This window comes from Streptomyces sp. DvalAA-43 (genome assembly GCF_900091725.1).
GTDB lineage: Bacteria > Actinomycetota > Actinomycetes > Streptomycetales > Streptomycetaceae > Streptomyces > Streptomyces pulveraceus.
This window is the reverse complement of record NZ_FMBW01000031.1, coordinates 230,156-247,160: the sequence shown is the minus strand read 5'-3', so window position 1 is coordinate 247,160 and position 17,005 is coordinate 230,156. Positions and strand designations below refer to the sequence as shown.

The window sequence follows — 17,005 nt, the reverse complement described above, 5'->3', positions numbered from 1 at the left end:
GGCGGGAGCGATCCGCGATGATGACGCCATGCGGTTCACGTTTGTCGGCGATTCCATGACCATCGGCCGCGCCGGCGACTTCACCTGGCGCTACCGGATGTGGCAGCACCTCGATGCCACCCTCGGCGCCCCGTTCGCCATCGTGGGACCGCGCGGCGAGCTGTACGACACCTCGGCGAACGCCCCCGTCTCCTACGCGTACGGCGCGCCGGACTTCCCCGCCGGGGCCCGCGCCCACCTGGCCGGCTGGGGCGAGGGCTGGCTGCACATGGCCCCGGTGATCGCCGACGCGGTGGCCGCGCACCGCACGGACGTCCTGCTGGTCTCGCTCGGCCTGATAGACCTCGGGTTCTACACGGACAGCGGCCAGACCGCCCTGAACGCACGGGCGTTCATCGCGGCGGCGCGCACCGCGAACCCGCACGTCAAAATGGTCCTCCTGCCGGTGATACCGAACATCCGGGCGGAGTCGGACGCCCCGTTCGCCGCCGAGTGCGACCGCTTCAACGAACTGCTGGCCAAGGCCGTCGCCGATCTCGACGACCCGAGGTCCCCGCTCCTGCTGGCCTCCCGCCCGCCGGGGTACGACATCCACGAGGACACGTACGACGGGACGCATCCCGGCCCGACCGGTGAGCACGCGCTGGCGGGCGCGTTCGCCGACGCGATGCACCAGGCGTGGGGGCTGGGCGGCCCGTACACACCCCGCCCATGACCGGACGCGGGGGAAACCGGGACCGGAGGCGACTCACCGCTCCGAGGACGGCCGGGCCCGCACATGCATCCGCTCCCCCTGCTGCCCGAACAGGCTGAGGAACTCGACCGGATCGGGACCGGCGCTGGCCCAGGCGTGCGGTGTACGCGTGTCGAACTCGGCGACCTCACCGGCCGTGAGCACCAGATCGTGCTCGCCCAGCAGCAGCCGCAGCCGCCCGGCCAGCACGTACAGCCACTCGTACCCCTCGTGCACCCGCTGTTCCAGCGGTCCCGTGGACCCGCGTCCGCCGGGCAGGATCTGCTTGTACGCGTGGAGCCCGCCGAGGTGCCGGGTGAGCGGCACGAACGTCATGCCGTCGCGGGTGAAGGGGCGGAAATGGATGCGCGGGTCACCGGTGGCCGGGGCGCCGACCAGTTCGTCGAGCTGGACCCCGTACGCCTTGGCCAGCGGCAGCAGCAGTTCGAGCGTGGGCTTGCGGCCGCCCGACTCCAGGCGCGAGAGGGTGCTGAGGGAGATCCCGGTCGTCTCGCTGAGCTGCGCCAGGGTCGTGCCGCGCTCCTGGCGCAGGGCCCGCAGGCGCGGGCCGACGCCGGTCAGGACCGTCGTGATCTCGTCGTCCGGTCGTTCCGCGTGCTCCGCGCCGTGTTCCATCTCCCCATTATTTGCCGTCCCGGCAATCGGGCACGCCAGGACGGCAGGATCCGGGCACCTCAGGTAGGCAGGATCATGGCCAGCGAGAGCCGGGTCAGCTCGTCGGTCAGCCACTCGGCGTCGACCTGACGGGGCCGGCGGCCGTGGTGGGCCATGAGCTCGTCCACCGCGTGGTTGAGCACCGAGACGGTCACCGCGTGGTCGCTCGGCACCGCCTCGCCCCGGCGCACGGCGCGTTCGGCCTCGGACGTCAGGAACTCGATCCACATCGTCCGCCAGGTCGCGAGGTGGTTGTCCACCTCGCGGCTCACCCCGAGCACCTCGACGAAGGCCACCCGGGCCGCGCACCGGTCCTCGGTGACCGCCTTCACATAGGCCTCGAAGAGCAGCCGGACCCGTACCGACGTCGGACAGTCCTCCATGCCCTCCGCCATCAGGGCGTTCTCGGCCGCGCGCAACCCGTGGGTCGCCACCTCGTCGTACAGCGCCATCAGCAGGACCTCCCGGGAGAGGAACTCCTGCTGGAACACATGGGCGGGCACCTTCGCGCGGGCGCACAGATCCTCGACGCCCGTCTGCGCGTACCCGTACGCGCCGAACAACTCCCTTCCTGCCCGCAGGAGTCGGTCCCGCGGCCCCAGGAGCTCCATGGGCTGCCCGACCGCCCCGTTCCGCCGGCTCGCCACGACACCCGCCATCGGTCCTCCTTCGTCGTCCGTACCGTGCCCCCCACTCTCCACGTTCCGCGCGGTCGGTGGTGGCTCCGCCACGCACTCCGGCCCGCGCAGGGTGGCACCTCGGCCAAGTCCGATTACCCATCGAACCGTTGCCGTCAGGGGATCCTTCGCACCGCACCCCGCACTCCATCACCTTCAGGGCCCCCTCGGCTGCCGGACTCCCGAAGAAACACCCGCCCGGGGGCGCGGGGCGTGCCGCTTCACGCCCCTGTGCGAATGCCCCCGCGCCCGATGACCGCCCGCGCGACAGGGTTGCCGGGCCTCTCCCCGCCCGGCCGCCACGGGGCCGCCGACGGCTTGCGCCGACTCCTTCCCAACTGGGCCCCGGGGCCCCGGGGATCTACGATTTCCCCTGGTGGGAAGGGGGCCCGCATGGACCGGAGCATCCGCACGACGGACGACGTACTCAGCCTGATGGACGGCCTGTTCGCACGGGAGACCGACCGGTGGACGGCCGACGCGGGCACCTGGTGGGACGGCTTCTACGCGGACCGGGAGAAGCCCGTGCCGTTCTTCGCGGCGAAGCCGGACGAGAACCTCGTCTCGTACGCCGACCGGGGGCTGATCGCCCCCGGCCGCGTCCTGGAACTCGGCTGCGGGCCGGGCCGCAACGCCGTCCATCTGGCGTCCCTGGGCTTCGAGGTCGACGCGGTGGACCTGTCCCCGTCGGCCCTCGCCTGGGCCGAGGACCGCGCCCGCGAGGCCGGGGCCGAGGTCCGCTTCCACCGGGGCGACATCTTCACCCTCACGGAGACGGAGTTGACCGGCCCGTACGACCTCGTCCACGACTCCGGCTGCTTCCACCACCTGCCGCCGCACCGCCGCATCAGCTATCTCGCCCTGCTCGACAGGGTCCTCGCCCCGGGCGGCGGCTTCGCCCTCACCTGCTTCGCGGCCGGGGAGGGCGGCATGGGCTCCGAACTCCCCGACGCGGCCTTCTACGACCGGGGCGGGTTGCGGGGCGGCCTCGCCTACACACCGGAGTCGCTGCGCCGGATCTTCGCGGACCTGACGGAGATCGAGCTCCGCCGGATGCACGACGAACCGTCCGATTCCCCGTACTTCGGCGAGCCCTTCCTCTGGACGGCCCTGTTCCGCCGGGGCGCCTCGTAGTTCCGCCGGGGCGATCACGGCGAAGGCCCGGTCCGGTACCGACGCTGGAGCACCGAGCAGATCCCGGACCTTCCGACGGCCCTCCGGCGCACGCCCCGCGGCCGGTGAGGCGCACGCCCCTCGGCCGGTGAGGCGCACGCCCCGCGGCCGGTGAGGTGCACGCCCCGCCGGCCGCGGGGCGCCTTCCGGCGCGGGCCGGTCAGGCCTTGCCGGTGCAGATCGCGTCGTAGGGGCGGCCGGGGCTCGGGAACAGCTCCAGGGGCTTGCTGCCGGCCGGGCACTGCGCGGCCGTCTTCGTCAGGCCGAGCACCTTGCTCACACCGCTGCCGCCGCTGCCGCAGGCGACCTCCTTGGCCTGGTCGTCCACGCAGTCGCCCTTCACCAGCTGACCGCCGCCCGCCCCGGCGTCGCCGGGGTGGTCGCCGCTCAGGTTGCGGCCGCAGATGGTCTTGCTGGGGATGCCGGACTTGGCGTCGCCGCCGGAGCCGAAGGAGACCTTCACCGAGATGATCGAGTCCGTACCGGCCGGGCACTGGATGGAGTCGGAGAAGATGGCGCCGTCCTTGATCTCCAGGGCCTTGATCGTCGCCTTGGAGTCGTCGCAGTCCAGAGGCTGGTAGGCGTCCTTCGCACTGCTGTCGGGCCCCGCGCAGTCACCGACCTTCCAGTCCTTGGCCGCATGGGTCCCGTCGCTCGACTTGCTGCACGCGGCGGCCGCGCCCAGGACGAGCGCGACGGCCAGCACCGCCTTCGAGCCGTTCAGGAGAGCCGTACGAGAGCTGCGTCGGGGGGAGGAGGCGGTGCCGTCCCGGCTGCCGCCGTGGGGGCGTGTGCTGCCGTTGACTCTCATGCTGCTCCTTGGAGTTCGGGTGAGTGGCGCGGCCCGCACAAGCACTCGGGGTGGCCCGCGCATGTGGCGCGCGTGAGGACGACAGGACCGGGCGCGGCGGTTCCCGCCCCGCCCGATTCAGCCGGCCCGCGACGACGGGGCGGCGAACGCGACGTCCGCGGCGTGCGCGACGACCTCCAGATCGCTGCCGAGGGACCATTCGGCGACCCGCGAGACCATGGCGGCCGGGACGGGCCCGCTGATCCCGGGCGCGGCCGGGATGTCGTGCGTCGCGTGGGCGTCGTGCGGCATGACGACCCGGTACCCCAGCTCCAGCGCCGTACGGGCCGTCGCCTGCACGCACATCTCCGACATCACCCCGCAGATGGCGAGCGCCCGCACCCCCGCATCGGTCAACAGGCCCCCCAGCGGCGTCCCGTGGAACCCGTCGTCCCGGGTCTTGCGGATCACGGCCTCCGTGGCCGAGCTCTCGACGGGATGATGAAGCTCCCACCCCGGCGTCCCCGGCTCGTCCCCCGCCCCCGGCTGCCCGTCGTTCTGCACATGGACGACGAGCGCCCCGCCCGCGCGCGCCCGTGCGATCAGCCCCGCCGTCCGCTCCACGAGCCGTTCCGCCTCGGGCACCGCCCGGCCGCCCCGGACCGCGTCGGCCTGGATGTCCACAACGATCAGTGCCTGCACGGGAAGTACGCGATTGCTCATACCGCCATCATCTCCGCCGGTACCGGACCTCTCCACGTGTTTATGCTGAACGCATACGGCCCTCGCGTACGCCCGCAGCACCCCTGTTTCATGAAGCGGAACGAATGATGAACCATGAGCGGCTGCCACCCGAAGTACGCGACTGGCTGGTCACGTGCGGCTGGTCTCCGGAGCGTGACATCGGCGACCTGGCCGACGCGTTGATCCGGATTCGGCTGGACGACGCCGAGCAGCACGGAATCACCCTGCCCCCGACGCCGGGCGCGGTCCGCGTCATCCGCAACTGCGGCGAACTACAGCTCTCGCATCCCACCGACCGGAGATGCGCGTGGATCATGAATCCGACGTTCGGGTACGCCGGCGACGCCCGAGCCATCAGTGAGCTGGCATGCGAACTCGGCACTGAACTCTTCCCCGTCGGCTACGAGTCGCTCGAATACGGAATCATCCTGATCGACCGGAGCGATCGCTTCTTCGCGCTCCATCACACCGGTGGGTACTACCTGGGAGCGGACGAGGCAGACGCGTTTTCCAGGTTTCTGACCGGGACACATGCCGAGGACGCGGAGGATTTCTTCGTCTGAGCGATTCCTTGCCGCAGCGTCCGGCCAGTCGTGGGCACCCGGCTCCGCACGGAGTGACAGCGTGCGGGTGATGTCCTGGCGGAGGACCGGTCGCCCTTCTACTCGCTCAGCCCCACCACACCCCAGCCCCGCCCGGCGGCTTCGGTGAGGATGTGGCCCCACTCCGTCAGCAGGAGGGCGAACGCGTCGAAGTCGCCGCCCCGGCCGTCAGGGACGGCGGAGTACATGGTGAAGGCCTCGCGCAGGCCGTCGAGCCGTGGCCGTACACCCTCCCAGGTCGCGGCCAGTTCCCGGACGCCGTCCGGTGACCGTGCCACCAGCAGACCGTACGAGACTTCCGGGTCGCCGGAGAAGAAGTCCCGGTCCGTCTCCCCCGACTCGCCGTCCATGCCGTCCCAGATCAGCCCGAGCAGGAAGGCGTCCAGCCCGGTCCGCACCAGCGGATCGGCGTGGTCGCGGACGCGCTCCCAGTCGTGCGTGGCCCAGAAGTGCGGCTTGTACGAGCCGAGGGTGTGACGGAACTCGTAGAGGGCGAAGAAGGCGCCGTTCGGCCCCTTCGGCCACTCCCAACCACCCTCGGCCACGGGGGCGTCGTGGTCCCACAGCCCCGTCTCGTCGGCGTACCAGGCGTTCCTCAGCCGCGACAGCCGTTCCCGCTCGGGCACGTCACCCAGCCATGACCAGTCGGCGATCATCGCCGTGATGTCCATGCCCATGCGGCGAGGCTACCGATCCCCGTCCGGCGATGCCGCGAGTGCCGCGACGCGTTCGCGCCACGGGGTGTGGGGCGGCACGTCCTCGTCCTCCTCCGCACGGGCCCGGTAGAGCGCCCACGCCGCCTCCCGGTGACATGGGCCGCAGTGGGTCTCGTCGTCGTCGGTGGTCCGGAAGACGTGCTCCTCGCCCGGCCCGGCACAGGTGACGGTCCTCGGGACCGGGGCCACCGGCGCGGGAGCGACGGGCTCCGGAGGTGGCGGCAGCTTCTGCTCAAGGCGGTGGCGCAGGAATCCGACCGCCGATCGCACACCGTCCGAGGGCAGTTCGCTCATCAGCGTCCGGCGCATACCGGCGGCGGTCACGCCTCTGCGGATCCACTCGGCAGCGAGTCCGGCCAGCCCTCTGGCCTCCGGGACGCCCAGATGGAGCTGGGGATTCGCGTGCCGGAGCGAGAGCAACACGCCTTCGGCCTCCGCCACTTCGGGGCCGCACTCGGCGGCAGCCGCCTCCGGCTCGGCTTCGGAGGGTGGGTGGGGGACGTTCTTCTCTCGCTCTTCGTCTACCGGTGGTGAGTCACCGACCACCCGGCCCCCCGGACGACCGACCGCCGGATTCCGCGCACTCGGAGAGGCCTCCGCCATGACCACCAGGCCGTCCCGGGCCCGGCGCGCCTGTTCATCCGTCAGGGGCGTGTTGGCGAAGAGCTGGTCGGTGACCCAGAATCCCCGGTCGCCCTGCCGTCGCCACTCGTGCACGAAGCCGTTCTCGATCAGCTGCTGCTTGGCCTTCTGGTACGCCCGCCCGGTGATCCTGAGCTTCCGCGCGTGCTCGCTGAGCGCCTGCCCGGACTGGCCTTCGGGGAGCCCCTGTACGTACAGGAGGAGGATCTTCGCGTCGCTGCCCAGACGCGCATGGCGCACGATGTCGTGCGAGGCCTTCGTGTAGCGCCGAGAGGGCGCGATAGCATGCCAAAGCATCTCTGGTGGAGTTCCCGTCCACTTGTGGTGAAGGCCCTCGGAGCGGTGTTGGTAGCACCACCGGGGGCCGCTCCATGCATGGATATGCACAGAGCGTGATGTCGCGATCACCGTACCGCATGATCCAGGCGGGCTGTCCCGCGTTCGCGGAATGAGGCGACGACGTGGTTCGCGGGCGGGACCGGCTCGCGGATCAGGGCGTCAGCAGGTCAGGGCGTCAGGACGGGCACTCCGCCAGCTTCGGTTTGTTCGGCGGGCTCGTCCGGTTCAGCAGCGGGGCGAGGTGGTCGGCGTACAGCTGCTCCCAGATCCCGTCGGTCATGATCTTCTTCAGCGACGAACACACCTCCCCCTTCAGCCCCTTCTCGTCCGGGTTCATGGCGACGCCGTAGCCCTCCGCGCCCGGACCGCTGTCCAGCCGCTTCAGTTTGGAGGGGTTGTTCTTGACGAACCCGGCGAGGATGACGTCGTCCGTGCTCACCGCGTAGACCGACGACGTCGGGTCCAGCAGGTCGCGTACGCACCGGTCGTAGCCGTTGGGCAGCGACCCCGTCATGTTGTAGCCCGCCTTGGGCAGCCATGACTCGTACGTGGAACTCCTCGCGGTACACACTTCGAACTGCCTTTTCCGCAGCATCCTGGCGTCGTCGATCGAGACCGTCTTCGCCTTCCTGAGGACCATGAAGCTCCGGCTGGCCACGTAGTACGGACCGGCGAACGCGACGCTGTAGTCGGGCGCCTTCGCGTGCTTGCGCTCCTCCGTGATGCTGTAGGTGGCGATGACCAGATCCACATCGCCCTTCTCCAGTATCGTGCTGCGGTTCTCGCTGCTCACGGGCTCGAAGGTGACCTGGTCGCGGCTGTAGCCCATGTCGTGCCCGATGGCGTAGGCCAGGTCGATCTCGTACCCGCGGTACGTGCCGCCCTTGGTCTTCTCGCTCAGTCCGGGCTGATCCGCCTTGACGCCCACCTTCAGGAGCGGGTGCGTCTTCCTGTACGGCTCCGGCTGGGCGCCCCGGCCCGGCCGGGGGCCCGCGTCCGCCGGGCCGTCCCCGCGCATCCGGTCCGCGGCGAACCATCCGAGACCGAGCACCAGGGCCCCGCACACCACGGCCGCCGAGACCTTCTGCCATCCCGGGATGCGCTTCTTCGGCCGTTGAGGCTGCTGGGCCCGTTGGGGCTGGAGGGGTTGCTGACGCTGTGGGGACTGCGGGGGTGGCGCCGGGGCCGGGAGCGGTACGGGGGCGGGCTCCTCCTCCGGCGCTTCGGCCTGGGCCTGGGCCTGGGCCTGCGCCGCTTCCTGAGCCTGCGCCTGCGCCGCTTCCTGAGCCTGCGCCTGCGCTGCTTCTTGCGCCTGTACCGGGGCCGGAGGGCGTACCGGGTCCGGCCTCGCGGCCGTCCTGCGGAGGATGTCGCGGAGCATGTCCTCCGCGCCCTCCGCGCTCAGCCGCCGGTTCGGGTTCTTGTGCATCAGCCGGCCCACGACCTCGGCCAGCTCCCGGCCGTGCTCCATCGGCAGGGGGTCGGACTGGCAGGCGGCGACCAGGACCTCGTACTCGTTCGGCCGGTCGAAGGGGTGCCTGCCCTCGACCATCTCGTACAGCGTGACACCCAGCGACCACAGGTCGGACGCGGAGGTGGCGATGCTCTCCTGCGCGGTCTGGGCGAGCAGTTCGGGCGCCAGGTACTTGAAGGTGCCGATGAGCTCACCGGCCCTGGTGAGCGGGGCGGCTCCGTCGAAGGTCGCGATCCCGAAGTCGACCAGGATCGCGAAGTCGTCCTTGGCGAACAGGATGTTGGCGGGCTTCACGTCGCGGTGGACCACCCGCGCCTCGTGGACCGCCCGCAGCCCGCTCAGCACCTGGAGCCCGATCGCGGCCGTCCGCCGCACCGGGAGCCGCCGCTCCTCCCGGATCAGGTCCGCGAGCGAACGCGCGTTGAGCAGGTCCATCACGATCCAGACCTGGTTGCCGGACTCGACCCGGTCGTGCACCGCCACCACGTTCGGGTGCCTGATCTTGGCGATGGCCGCGGCCTCCCGCCGGGCCCGCTGCATCATCTGTTCCTGCGTGGCCGCCCCGACGGCGTCCCGGCCGAGCAGGCCCTTCACCGCCACGTGCCGGTCCAGGCGGGTGTCCAGCGCCTCCCAGACCTCGCCCATGCCACCGCGTCCGAGGCTGTGCAGGAGCTCGTAGCGGCCGTCGATCACGATGTGCGGTGCGGGGAGCGCGGGCTGTTCCGAGGACTCGTGCGTCGGCTGCGCCTCCGGCCACGACTGCGCCTGTCCGGTCGAGTCGCTCCGGAGGAAGTCGCCCGTCCAGCCGCCTTCCGCCCCGCGGGGGGAACCGTCGCCCTGTCCGTGGTCCGAATCGCGACCGGCCGTACCCTCGCTGTGCATGCGACCCCCTGTGGACTACATGGAGCAACAGACTAGACGCTCGGTCATATGCGCATCAGTGCACGGCACTTGCTATTCCGTCACCGCCCGGCCGCTCCCGGCCGCGTCCGGGGCCGCCGCCTCGCCCCCGGGTCTCGCCCTTCGGTCTCACCCCTCGGCGAACCGCTCCCCGCACCGGCTGCAGAACACCGGCTCCGGGTCCTGCGAGAGCCGCCCGCACCCCGGGCAGACCCGGTCCAGCACGCAGGGGGCCTCGCCGCCCTCGTACGACAGGGCGGGGGCGGCCGGGGACGTGATGGCCAGGCCGGGGCGGCGGCGGTGGACGGTCAGGCAGGTGAGTCCGTCCGGGCCGGCGGCGAGGGCCCGCCGCGAGGTCCGGGGCAGCCAGGCCACGGTGGTGGGGGTCAGCTCCAGCGCGCCGTCGCCCGTGTCGATCCGGCCGTTGCCCGCGACGACGACCAGGAGCACGTCCAGGACGTCCTCCCGGTGCGTGCCGACCTCGCCGCCGGGCGGAAGGCGCACCAGGTTGGCGTCCAGTTCCCGGCCCTGTCCGGCCAGTTGCCACAGCGCGCCGCGTGCGTCAGGGGTCGCGTCGCGGAGCAGGTCGTCGAGCACGGCCAGGACGCGCGGTACGGAATTCACGGCAGCCAGGCTACGCGCTGGCGGGGCGCCGCCCCGGCCGTCCGCCGCCGGTCCGCCCGGGGCGGTCGCGTCCCGGTGGCTCTTGCCTTGAGCGGACTCGAAGGCGTTGGCTTGGTGTCCATGGAGTACACGCAGCTCGGACGCACCGGACTCAAGGTCAGCCGCCTCGTCCTCGGCACCATGAACTTCGGCCCGCAGACCGATGAGGTGGACAGCCACGCCATCATGGACGCGGCGCTGGACACGGGTCTGAACTTCTTCGACACCGCGAATGTGTACGGCTGGGGCGAGAACAAGGGCCGCACCGAGGAGATCATCGGCACCTGGTTCGCCCAGGGCGGCCAACGCCGAGACAAGGTGGTCCTGGCCACCAAGATGTACGGGAACATGGCCGCCGACGGCGAGGCCTGGCCCAACCACGACAAGCTCTCCGCCGTGAACATCCGGCGCTCCGTCGACGCCTCGCTGAAGAGGCTCCGGACGGATTACATCGACCTCTACCAGTTCCACCACGTCGACCGGAACACCCCCTTCGAGGAGATCTGGCAGGCGATCGACGTCCTGGTGCAGCAGGGCAAGATCCTCTACGCGGGTTCCTCGAACTTCGCCGGTTACAAGATCGCCCAGGCCAATGAACTGGCCGCCCGGCGGGGCTCGCTGGGCCTGGTCAGCGAGCAGTGCATCTACAACCTGATCGAGCGCCGCGCCGAGATGGAGGTCATCCCGGCCGCGCAGGAGTACGGCCTCGGCGTCATCCCGTGGTCCCCGCTGCACGGCGGGCTGCTGGGCGGTGTGCTGAAGAAGGAGCGCGAGGGCACGGCCGGACGCTCGGGCTCCGGCCGCAGCGCGGACGCGCTGAAGGACGCGGCGCAGCGCGAGAAGATCCAGGCGTACGAGGATCTGCTCGACAAGCACGGCCTGGAGCCGGGCGAGGTCGGTCTGGCCTGGCTGCTCACCCGTCCCGGGGTGACGGGGCCGATCGTCGGACCGCGCAACCGGGAGCAGCTCGACTCGGCGCTGCGGGCGCTGGAGCTCGATCTCTCCGCGGAGCTGCTGGCGTCGCTGGACGAGATCTTCCCGGGGCCGGGGCCTTCGCCGGAGGCGTTCGCCTGGTGAGAACCGACTGGTGAGAACCGTCTGACGGATCACTGGGTGGCCGGGCCGCCAGAATGCCTGATCGCCAGAACGCCGGGCCGTCGCCGTCCCGTCCCCGCCGGGGCGAGGGCGGCGGCGGCCCGTCGTCGTGTCCGCGAAGAGCGCCCTCCTCAGGACGGCGCGTCCAGTTCCTTCAGCGTCGCCCCGAGCCAGCTCAGCTCCGCCTCGCCGGTGGCGCGGGCGATCCTCAGCAGCCCCCGCCGGAAGGGGTCGTCGAACGACTCGGCGCCGAGCGGCCGGTCCCCCTCGTAGAAGAAGCTGCTCGGCTCCTCCAGGAACGCGAGCCGCCGCCGCAGCACGTCCGCCTGCTCGGCCGGGGACGGCAGATGGCGCCGCAGCCATGCGTCTGGCGGGCCGGGAGGCGCTGCACCGCAGCGCGGTGCACCTGGCCCGCGGGACGGCGCCGACGATGCGCGAACTGCTGCTGGGGCTGAAGATCCCGCGCACCTTCCTGCGGCCGCGGAACGCCGGGCCGCTGCCCGGCGAGGAGCGGCTCGTCGAGCACGGGGTACGGGTCGTGGCCGTGCCGGGGTGCGGGCACAACATCATGCTGGACAACCCGGAGGCGTTCGCCCGGGAGACCGCGCGGGCCCTCGCCGACTGACGAAGGGGCGCGCGGCCGACGGGCGCCCCGCGCGGACGGCGGCCGGCCGCGTCACGCCCCGACGGCGGCCGCCACGGCGACGACGACGAACATCAGCACGAGCACGGCCGCCATGATGCGGTTTCTGGTCTTCGGATCCACCCTCTGAGCGTAACCGCCGGTCTCAGTGCCCCAGCGACCAGGCTGCGACCACCTCGTACCGGGGCTGCTCGCCCGGCACCCCCGAGACCGGCAGATCGCTGCGTACGAGGGCCATCTCACCGACCTCCCACGCCGTGCCCTCGAAGCCTCCCAGCGCCTCGACGCAGGGGCGCAGGTCGGTCTCGTGGCGGCTGCGGGCGAGGGTGAGGTGCGGGCTGTAGCGGCGGTGCCCGTCCATCGGGATGCCGGTGCGGCGGGCGGCGGCGTCCGCGCGTTCGGCGAGCAGCCGCAGCAGGTCGATCGAGCCCGCGGCCCCCGCCCAGAGCGCCCGCCCGCCGAACCGTCCGGCACCGTGGATCCGCAGCGGGAAGGGCTCGGTGCGGCGGGCGGCCCGCGCCAGGCGCTCCTTCAGTTCGGGCAGCAGTTCCTCGTCCACGGCCCCGAGGAACGCGAGGGTGAAGTGCCAGCCCGGCACGTCGGCCCAGCGCAGCTCCCCGGCCCCGGGAAGCGCGTGCAGCGGGGCGACGGCGCGGCGCAGTTCCTCGACGGCGGGGGCGGGCGGCAGCACGGCGACGAAGAGTCTGAGACGGCTCATGGGCCGAGTGTCGCACCGTACCGGCGTGTCCCCGTCTCCGTACGTATCGTTGTACTACGCGGCTCCCCGCGCCCGCGCGGCAGCGGGCGACTTCCCCTGCGACTGACGCCCCCGGTACATGGCGCGGCCCCGACCGGTGCTCACCGGTCGGGGCCGCGCCATGTGGTTCACGGGCCGTCGTTCACGCCGCCGTGGCCAGTTCCTCCCGGGGGACGAACCGGAGGTGCGGGCGCCCCGGGCGCAGGTCGACCCGGAGGCGCAGGCCGCCGGCGCGGGCCAGCATCAGGCCGACGCCGAGTGCGGCCAGCAGCGAGAACGCGCCGCCGACCGCCATGCCGATACGGACCCCGTAGGCGTCGCTGATCCAGCCGACGATCGGGGCGCCCACCGGCGTACCCCCGGCGAAGACCATCATGTACAGGCTCATGACGCGGCCGCGCATGGCCGGGTCGGCGGCCATCTGGACGGTGGTGTTCGCGCTGATGTTGGTCGTCAGGCCGATCATGCCGATCGGGACCAGCAGGATCGCGAAGAGCCAGACGGACGGCGCCATGGACGCGATGATCTCCAGCAGGCCGAACACCGTGCCCGCGGCCACCAGCATCCGCAGCCGGGAGGAGCGGCGGCGGGCGGCGAGCAGGGCACCGGCCAGGGAGCCGGCCGCCATGAGGATGTTGAAGTACGAGTACATCCCGGCGCCGCCGTGGAAGATCTCGTCCGCGAAGGCCGTGAGCCAGATCGGGAAGTTGAACCCGAACGTGCCGACGAAGCCGACCAGGACGATGGGCCAGATCAGCTCCGGGCGGCCGGAGACATAGCGCAGGCCCTCCCGCAGCTGGCCCTTGGCGCGCGGCACGAGGGTGGGCCGGTGCAGCTCGCTCGTCCGCATCATCAGCAGGCCGACGAGCGGGGCGGCGAAGGACAGGCCGTTGAACATGAAGGCCCAGCCGCTGCCGACCGTGGTGATCAGGACACCGGCCACGGCCGGGCCGATGAGCCGGGCGGACTGGAAGTTCGCCGAGTTGAGACTGACCGCGTTGCGCAGCTGGGCGGGCCCGACCATCTCGGAGACGAACGACTGGCGGGCCGGGTTGTCGACCACCGTCACCATGCCGAGCAGGAAGGCGATGAGGTAGACGTGCCACACCTGGACCACACCGGAGAGCGTGAGCACCGCGAGGGCGATCCCGCACAGGCCGAGCGCAGCCTGGCTGACGAGAAGCAGCTTCCGCTTCGGGAGGCGGTCCGCGATGACGCCGCCGTAGAGGCCGAACAGGAGCATCGGAAGGAACTGGAGGGCCGTGGTGATGCCGACGGCGGCGGCGGACCCGGTGAGGCTCAGGACGAGCCAGTCCTGCGTGATGCGGGACATCCAGGTACCGGTGTTGGAGATCACGGCGCCCGTGGCGAACAGGCGGTAGTTGCGGATCTTCAGCGACGAGAAGGTCCCGCCGGGCTTGCTCTCGTGGGTGGAAGTCGGTGCGGGGGCGGAGTCTGCTCCGGATCCCGTACTCAAAAGGGTTCGCCTCCTCGGGCGTCTACGTTTCGCTGACTGACGGGGGCGGTACGGGCGGCGCCCCGGCTGTGGCCCGGGGCGCCGCCCGTACCGCTACAGGTGGGCGAGCTTCTCCAGCACGGGCGCCGCCTTGCGGAGCGTCTCCCACTCTTCCTCGTCCAGGCCCTCGGCGAGGGCGGTCAGCCAGGCGTTCCGCTTGGAGCGGCTCTCCTGGAGCATGGCTTCCGCCTGCTCGGTCTGGCTGACCACCTTCTGGCGACGGTCATCGGGGTGCGGTTCGAGTCTGACCAGCCCCTTCGCTTCCAGCAGCGCGACGATGCGAGTCATCGACGGAGGCTGCACATGCTCCTTGCGGGCCAGCTCGCCCGGTGTGGCCGAGCCGCACCGGGCGAGCGTGCCGAGCACCGACATCTCGGTGGGGCTCAGCGACTCGTCGACGCGCTGGTGCTTGAGGCGCCGGCTGAGCAGCATCACGGCGGAGCGGAGGGAGCTCACGGCGGCGGCACTGTCGCCGTCGTGGATCAGGTCAGGCATGTTTATTAGCGTAACTCATTACCTACCCTAAAGACCATTCGTGTTACACGCGCGAGAGGCACTTCACCCAATCGGTCACCCGAAAGAGTGAGTCGCATCCGGAAAGTGACGTGAAACGACGCACCGGACCGTAACCCTGCTTGTCATGGGATCGACTGTGCTCAGCCTGCGGATAGACGGTGAGCTGCTCGACCGGCTCCGCCAGCACGCCGCCAAACGCGGAATGAGCGTCCAGGACTATGTCGTCCGGACGCTCATTCGCGATGACTTCGACGAGCGCTTCAAGGCGGCCGTCGACGAGACGGAGAGGTTCTACGGCCCGGAGGGGACCGCGGGGATCAGGACCGAAGAGGTCACGTGAGGCCGAGGGCCGGCATCGCGTAGTAGAAGACGAAGACCGCCGACACCACGTACATGGGCACCGGCACCTCGCGCCAGCGCCCGGCCACCACCCGCAGCACGGAGAAGGCGATGAAGCCGATGCCGATGCCGTTGGTGATCGAGTACGTGAACGGCATCATCAGCATGGCGAGGAAGGCCGGGATGGCGAGCGTGTAGTCGCTCCAGTCGATGTCCCGCACCGAGCCCGAGATGATCAGGAAGCCCACCGCCAGCAGCGCGGGGGTGGCCGCCTGCGACGGGACCATGGTCGCCAGTGGTGTCAGGAACAGCGCCACCGTGAAGAGCAGGCCCGTCACGATGCTCGCGAAGCCGGTGCGGGCGCCCTCGCCGACACCCGCCGTCGACTCCACGAAGCAGGTGCCCGCGGAGGCGGAGGTCGCACCGCCCGCGGCGACCGCGATGCCGTCCACGAACAGCACCTTGTTGATGCCGGGGAAGTTGCCGTCCTTGTCCGTCAGCTTCGCCTCGTCGCCGACCCCGAGGATGGTGCCCATCGCGTCGAAGAAGCAGGACAGCAGCACGGTGAAGACGAACAGGACGCCGGTGAGCACACCGACCTTGTCGAAGCCGCCGAACAGACTGACCTTGCCGAGCAGCCCGAAGTCCGGAGTGGCGACCGGGTTGCCCGGCCACTGCGGGACGGTCAGCCCCCACGCCTGGCCCGGCAGGTCGGCGATCGCGTCGATGATCATCGCGACGACCGTCATCGCGACGATGGAGATCAGGATCGCGCCCGGCACCTTGCGGACGATCAGCGCGAGGGTGAGCAGCGCACCGAGGACGAAGACCAGGACCGGCCAGCCGTTGAGGTGGCCGTCGCTGCCGAGCTGGAGCGGCACGGTGGTGTGCGCGATGTCCGGGACGCGGGAGACGAAGCCCGAGTCGACCAGGCCGATCAGCAGGATGAAGAGGCCGATGCCGATCGCGATGCCCTTGCGGAGCGAGGTCGGCACGGCGTGCATCACACGTTCCCGCAGACCGGTCGCGACCAGCAGCATCACCACGATGCCCGCGAGGACCACCATGCCCATCGCGTCCGGCCAGCTCATCCGGGGGGCGAGCTGGAGGGCCACGACGGTGTTGACGCCGAGACCGGCCGCCAGCGCGATCGGCACATTGCCGATGACGCCCATCAGCAGCGTGGAGAACGCGGCGGTCAGCACGGTGGCGGTGACCAGCTGGCCACCGTCGAGCTGATGGCCGTACATGTCCTTGGCGCTGCCGAGAATGATCGGATTCAGCACGATGATGTACGCCATTGCGAAGAACGTGGCGAATCCGCCGCGAATCTCGCGTGCGACCGACGACCCCCGCTCGGAGATCTTGAAGAAACGATCCAGGCCGTTCTGCGGCTGGGGAGCCGCGGGCTGCCTGGCGTCGACCGGAGCGGTGGCCGAGGGGGACATGTATGACCTCAGTCGTACGTAGGGTGGCTTAAATACGGTCAGCTTTGGACTTTCGCACGAATAAATCGAGACAGCCATAAGCAGATTCAGTATGAATACATAAGGCGAAGATCGCTATCTCCGCGCGTAGACCCTTGGGCCACCTGCACCGGGAAGGCTTCGCGCAGGGGCTCCATACGCCCGCGCAGGGGGCCCATACACTGAGGCCATGGCGAAGTGGACACCGAAGCACGAGGCACCCGAGCCCCTGGAGGGGCCCGTCGTCGCCACCATCACCGGCGGCACGATTCTCTGGTTCGTCCTCTTCCTGGTCCAGATCCCGTTCTACAACTGGTTCGACGACCACGGCCACCTGTGGTGGGTGTGGACCTGCCTGGCCGGTGCGGGGCTCGGCCTGATCGGCATCTGGTACGTGCGGGGGCGTGACGCCGCGATCAAGCGGGCGGCCGCCGCGGCCGCCGCCGACAGCGAGAAGGGCGCCACCGGGAACGGCGCCACCGCCTGAGGGACCGGCACGTCCACCCCCTGAGGGTCCGGCACCGCTCCCGTACCACCACAGGACC

General features: G+C 71.0%; 18 protein-coding genes and 2 pseudogenes. 7 read left to right on the top strand and 13 right to left on the bottom strand.

The window, feature by feature from the left end; all coding sequences use genetic code 11:
• Window positions 1-28: 28 nt before the first annotated feature.
• Window positions 29-715 (top strand): GDSL-type esterase/lipase family protein, encoded by a 687-nt coding sequence (locus GA0115234_RS09185; protein ID WP_093540482.1) that lies wholly within the window; start codon window positions 29-31, stop codon window positions 713-715.
• Between the two features lie 33 nt (window positions 716-748).
• On the opposite strand, the gene GA0115234_RS09180 is transcribed toward GA0115234_RS09185, so the two are convergent.
• Together GA0115234_RS09180 and GA0115234_RS09175 are read right to left on the bottom strand one after the other, a co-directional pair.
• Entirely contained in the window at window positions 749-1,369 is a 621-nt protein-coding gene (locus GA0115234_RS09180; RefSeq protein WP_093540375.1) for a helix-turn-helix domain-containing protein, read from the bottom strand.
• Between the two features lie 59 nt (window positions 1,370-1,428).
• On the bottom strand, window positions 1,429-2,019 hold the full coding sequence (locus GA0115234_RS09175; RefSeq protein ID WP_093540481.1) for a TetR/AcrR family transcriptional regulator: 591 nt from the start codon (window positions 2,017-2,019) through the stop codon (window positions 1,429-1,431).
• Window positions 2,020-2,478: 459 nt separating this feature from the next.
• On the opposite strand from GA0115234_RS09175, the gene GA0115234_RS09170 reads away from it, so the two are divergent.
• On the top strand, window positions 2,479-3,219 hold the full coding sequence (locus GA0115234_RS09170; RefSeq protein WP_093540374.1) for a class I SAM-dependent methyltransferase: 741 nt from the start codon (window positions 2,479-2,481) through the stop codon (window positions 3,217-3,219).
• A 199-nt stretch (window positions 3,220-3,418) separates the two neighbouring features.
• On the opposite strand, the gene GA0115234_RS09165 is transcribed toward GA0115234_RS09170, so the two are convergent.
• On the bottom strand, window positions 3,419-4,069 hold the full coding sequence (locus GA0115234_RS09165; RefSeq protein ID WP_093540373.1) for a hypothetical protein: 651 nt from the start codon (window positions 4,067-4,069) through the stop codon (window positions 3,419-3,421).
• Between the two features lie 117 nt (window positions 4,070-4,186).
• A complete protein-coding gene (locus GA0115234_RS09160) occupies window positions 4,187-4,771 on the bottom strand; it encodes a cysteine hydrolase family protein (protein WP_093540372.1) in 585 nt (194 codons plus the stop codon).
• Between the two features lie 104 nt (window positions 4,772-4,875).
• Between GA0115234_RS09160 and GA0115234_RS09155 the strand changes: the two genes are divergently transcribed.
• Complete coding sequence (locus GA0115234_RS09155) at window positions 4,876-5,355, top strand: SUKH-3 domain-containing protein (RefSeq protein WP_093540371.1); 480 nt, start codon at window positions 4,876-4,878, stop codon at window positions 5,353-5,355.
• Between the two features lie 98 nt (window positions 5,356-5,453).
• Here the strand turns inward: GA0115234_RS09155 and GA0115234_RS09150 are convergent, their stop codons facing one another.
• From GA0115234_RS09150 to GA0115234_RS09135, 4 genes are all read right to left on the bottom strand, one after another.
• The gene (locus GA0115234_RS09150) at window positions 5,454-6,071 is read right to left on the bottom strand and encodes a hypothetical protein (protein ID WP_093540370.1); all 618 of its coding nucleotides are present in this window, start codon (window positions 6,069-6,071) and stop codon (window positions 5,454-5,456) included.
• Between the two features lie 9 nt (window positions 6,072-6,080).
• Window positions 6,081-7,049, bottom strand: coding sequence for a hypothetical protein (locus GA0115234_RS09145; protein ID WP_093540369.1), 969 nt, complete (start codon window positions 7,047-7,049; stop codon window positions 6,081-6,083).
• A 217-nt stretch (window positions 7,050-7,266) separates the two neighbouring features.
• Window positions 7,267-9,447, bottom strand: coding sequence for a serine/threonine-protein kinase (locus GA0115234_RS09140; protein WP_202553508.1), 2,181 nt, complete (start codon window positions 9,445-9,447; stop codon window positions 7,267-7,269).
• 147 nt (window positions 9,448-9,594) lie between these two features.
• Window positions 9,595-10,089, bottom strand: a complete 495-nt coding sequence (locus GA0115234_RS09135; RefSeq protein WP_093540368.1) for a hypothetical protein — start codon at window positions 10,087-10,089, stop codon at window positions 9,595-9,597.
• A 120-nt stretch (window positions 10,090-10,209) separates the two neighbouring features.
• On the opposite strand from GA0115234_RS09135, the gene GA0115234_RS09130 reads away from it, so the two are divergent.
• Window positions 10,210-11,205, top strand: a complete 996-nt coding sequence (locus tag GA0115234_RS09130) for an aldo/keto reductase (protein ID WP_093540367.1) — start codon at window positions 10,210-10,212, stop codon at window positions 11,203-11,205.
• 149 nt (window positions 11,206-11,354) lie between these two features.
• On the opposite strand, the pseudogene GA0115234_RS09125 reads toward GA0115234_RS09130, so the two are convergent.
• Window positions 11,355-11,576, bottom strand: a pseudogene (locus GA0115234_RS09125) (PadR family transcriptional regulator); the annotation flags it as partial.
• A gap of 2 nt (window positions 11,577-11,578) precedes the next feature.
• Between GA0115234_RS09125 and GA0115234_RS09120 the strand changes: the two are divergent.
• A pseudogene (locus GA0115234_RS09120) lies at window positions 11,579-11,848 on the top strand (alpha/beta fold hydrolase); the annotation flags it as partial.
• Between the two features lie 163 nt (window positions 11,849-12,011).
• Here GA0115234_RS09120 and thpR read toward each other — a convergent pair.
• The 3 genes from thpR to GA0115234_RS09105 all read right to left on the bottom strand — a co-directional run bounded on the left by thpR (window position 12,012) and on the right by GA0115234_RS09105 (window position 14,634).
• On the bottom strand, window positions 12,012-12,584 hold the full coding sequence (gene thpR, locus GA0115234_RS09115) for an RNA 2',3'-cyclic phosphodiesterase (protein ID WP_093540366.1): 573 nt from the start codon (window positions 12,582-12,584) through the stop codon (window positions 12,012-12,014).
• A gap of 181 nt (window positions 12,585-12,765) precedes the next feature.
• Complete coding sequence (locus GA0115234_RS09110; RefSeq protein ID WP_093540365.1) at window positions 12,766-14,100, bottom strand: MFS transporter; 1,335 nt, start codon at window positions 14,098-14,100, stop codon at window positions 12,766-12,768.
• Window positions 14,101-14,193: 93 nt separating this feature from the next.
• The gene (locus GA0115234_RS09105; RefSeq protein WP_093540364.1) at window positions 14,194-14,634 is read right to left on the bottom strand and encodes a MarR family winged helix-turn-helix transcriptional regulator; all 441 of its coding nucleotides are present in this window, start codon (window positions 14,632-14,634) and stop codon (window positions 14,194-14,196) included.
• 145 nt (window positions 14,635-14,779) lie between these two features.
• Between GA0115234_RS09105 and GA0115234_RS09100 the strand changes: the two genes are divergently transcribed.
• Entirely contained in the window at window positions 14,780-14,995 is a 216-nt protein-coding gene (locus GA0115234_RS09100) for a ribbon-helix-helix protein, CopG family (protein ID WP_093540363.1), read from the top strand.
• Here the strand turns inward: GA0115234_RS09100 and GA0115234_RS09095 are convergent.
• The gene (locus GA0115234_RS09095; RefSeq protein ID WP_093540362.1) at window positions 14,988-16,442 is read right to left on the bottom strand and encodes an NCS2 family permease; all 1,455 of its coding nucleotides are present in this window, start codon (window positions 16,440-16,442) and stop codon (window positions 14,988-14,990) included. The two genes, GA0115234_RS09100 and GA0115234_RS09095, sit on opposite strands and share 8 nt — an antisense overlap.
• Before the next feature lie 208 nt (window positions 16,443-16,650).
• On the opposite strand from GA0115234_RS09095, the gene GA0115234_RS09090 reads away from it, so the two are divergent.
• Window positions 16,651-16,947, top strand: a complete 297-nt coding sequence (locus tag GA0115234_RS09090) for a DUF2530 domain-containing protein (protein ID WP_093540361.1) — start codon at window positions 16,651-16,653, stop codon at window positions 16,945-16,947.
• Window positions 16,948-17,005: the final 58 nt, after the last annotated feature.

What these genes read in the sequence shown, in the direction of transcription:
- GA0115234_RS09150 (WP_093540370.1), bottom strand. Translation starts at nt 6,071, where the DNA reads ATGGGCATGGACATCACGGCGATGATCGCCGACTGGTCATGGCTGGGT.
- GA0115234_RS09185 (WP_093540482.1), top strand. Translation starts at nt 29, where the DNA reads ATGCGGTTCACGTTTGTCGGCGATTCCATGACCATCGGCCGCGCCGGC.
- GA0115234_RS09105 (WP_093540364.1), bottom strand. Translation starts at nt 14,634, where the DNA reads ATGCCTGACCTGATCCACGACGGCGACAGTGCCGCCGCCGTGAGCTCC.
- GA0115234_RS09100 (WP_093540363.1), top strand. Translation starts at nt 14,780, where the DNA reads ATGGGATCGACTGTGCTCAGCCTGCGGATAGACGGTGAGCTGCTCGAC.
- GA0115234_RS09095 (WP_093540362.1), bottom strand. Translation starts at nt 16,442, where the DNA reads ATGTCCCCCTCGGCCACCGCTCCGGTCGACGCCAGGCAGCCCGCGGCT.
- GA0115234_RS09155 (WP_093540371.1), top strand. Translation starts at nt 4,876, where the DNA reads ATGATGAACCATGAGCGGCTGCCACCCGAAGTACGCGACTGGCTGGTC.
- GA0115234_RS09170 (WP_093540374.1), top strand. Translation starts at nt 2,479, where the DNA reads ATGGACCGGAGCATCCGCACGACGGACGACGTACTCAGCCTGATGGAC.
- GA0115234_RS09180 (WP_093540375.1), bottom strand. Translation starts at nt 1,369, where the DNA reads ATGGAACACGGCGCGGAGCACGCGGAACGACCGGACGACGAGATCACG.
- GA0115234_RS09090 (WP_093540361.1), top strand. Translation starts at nt 16,651, where the DNA reads ATGGCGAAGTGGACACCGAAGCACGAGGCACCCGAGCCCCTGGAGGGG.
- GA0115234_RS09175 (WP_093540481.1), bottom strand. Translation starts at nt 2,019, where the DNA reads ATGGAGCTCCTGGGGCCGCGGGACCGACTCCTGCGGGCAGGAAGGGAG.
- GA0115234_RS09160 (WP_093540372.1), bottom strand. Translation starts at nt 4,771, where the DNA reads ATGAGCAATCGCGTACTTCCCGTGCAGGCACTGATCGTTGTGGACATC.
- thpR (WP_093540366.1), bottom strand. Translation starts at nt 12,584, where the DNA reads ATGAGCCGTCTCAGACTCTTCGTCGCCGTGCTGCCGCCCGCCCCCGCC.
- GA0115234_RS09165 (WP_093540373.1), bottom strand. Translation starts at nt 4,069, where the DNA reads ATGAGAGTCAACGGCAGCACACGCCCCCACGGCGGCAGCCGGGACGGC.
- GA0115234_RS09130 (WP_093540367.1), top strand. Translation starts at nt 10,210, where the DNA reads ATGGAGTACACGCAGCTCGGACGCACCGGACTCAAGGTCAGCCGCCTC.
- GA0115234_RS09145 (WP_093540369.1), bottom strand. Translation starts at nt 7,049, where the DNA reads ATGCTTTGGCATGCTATCGCGCCCTCTCGGCGCTACACGAAGGCCTCG.
- GA0115234_RS09140 (WP_202553508.1), bottom strand. Translation starts at nt 9,447, where the DNA reads ATGCACAGCGAGGGTACGGCCGGTCGCGATTCGGACCACGGACAGGGC.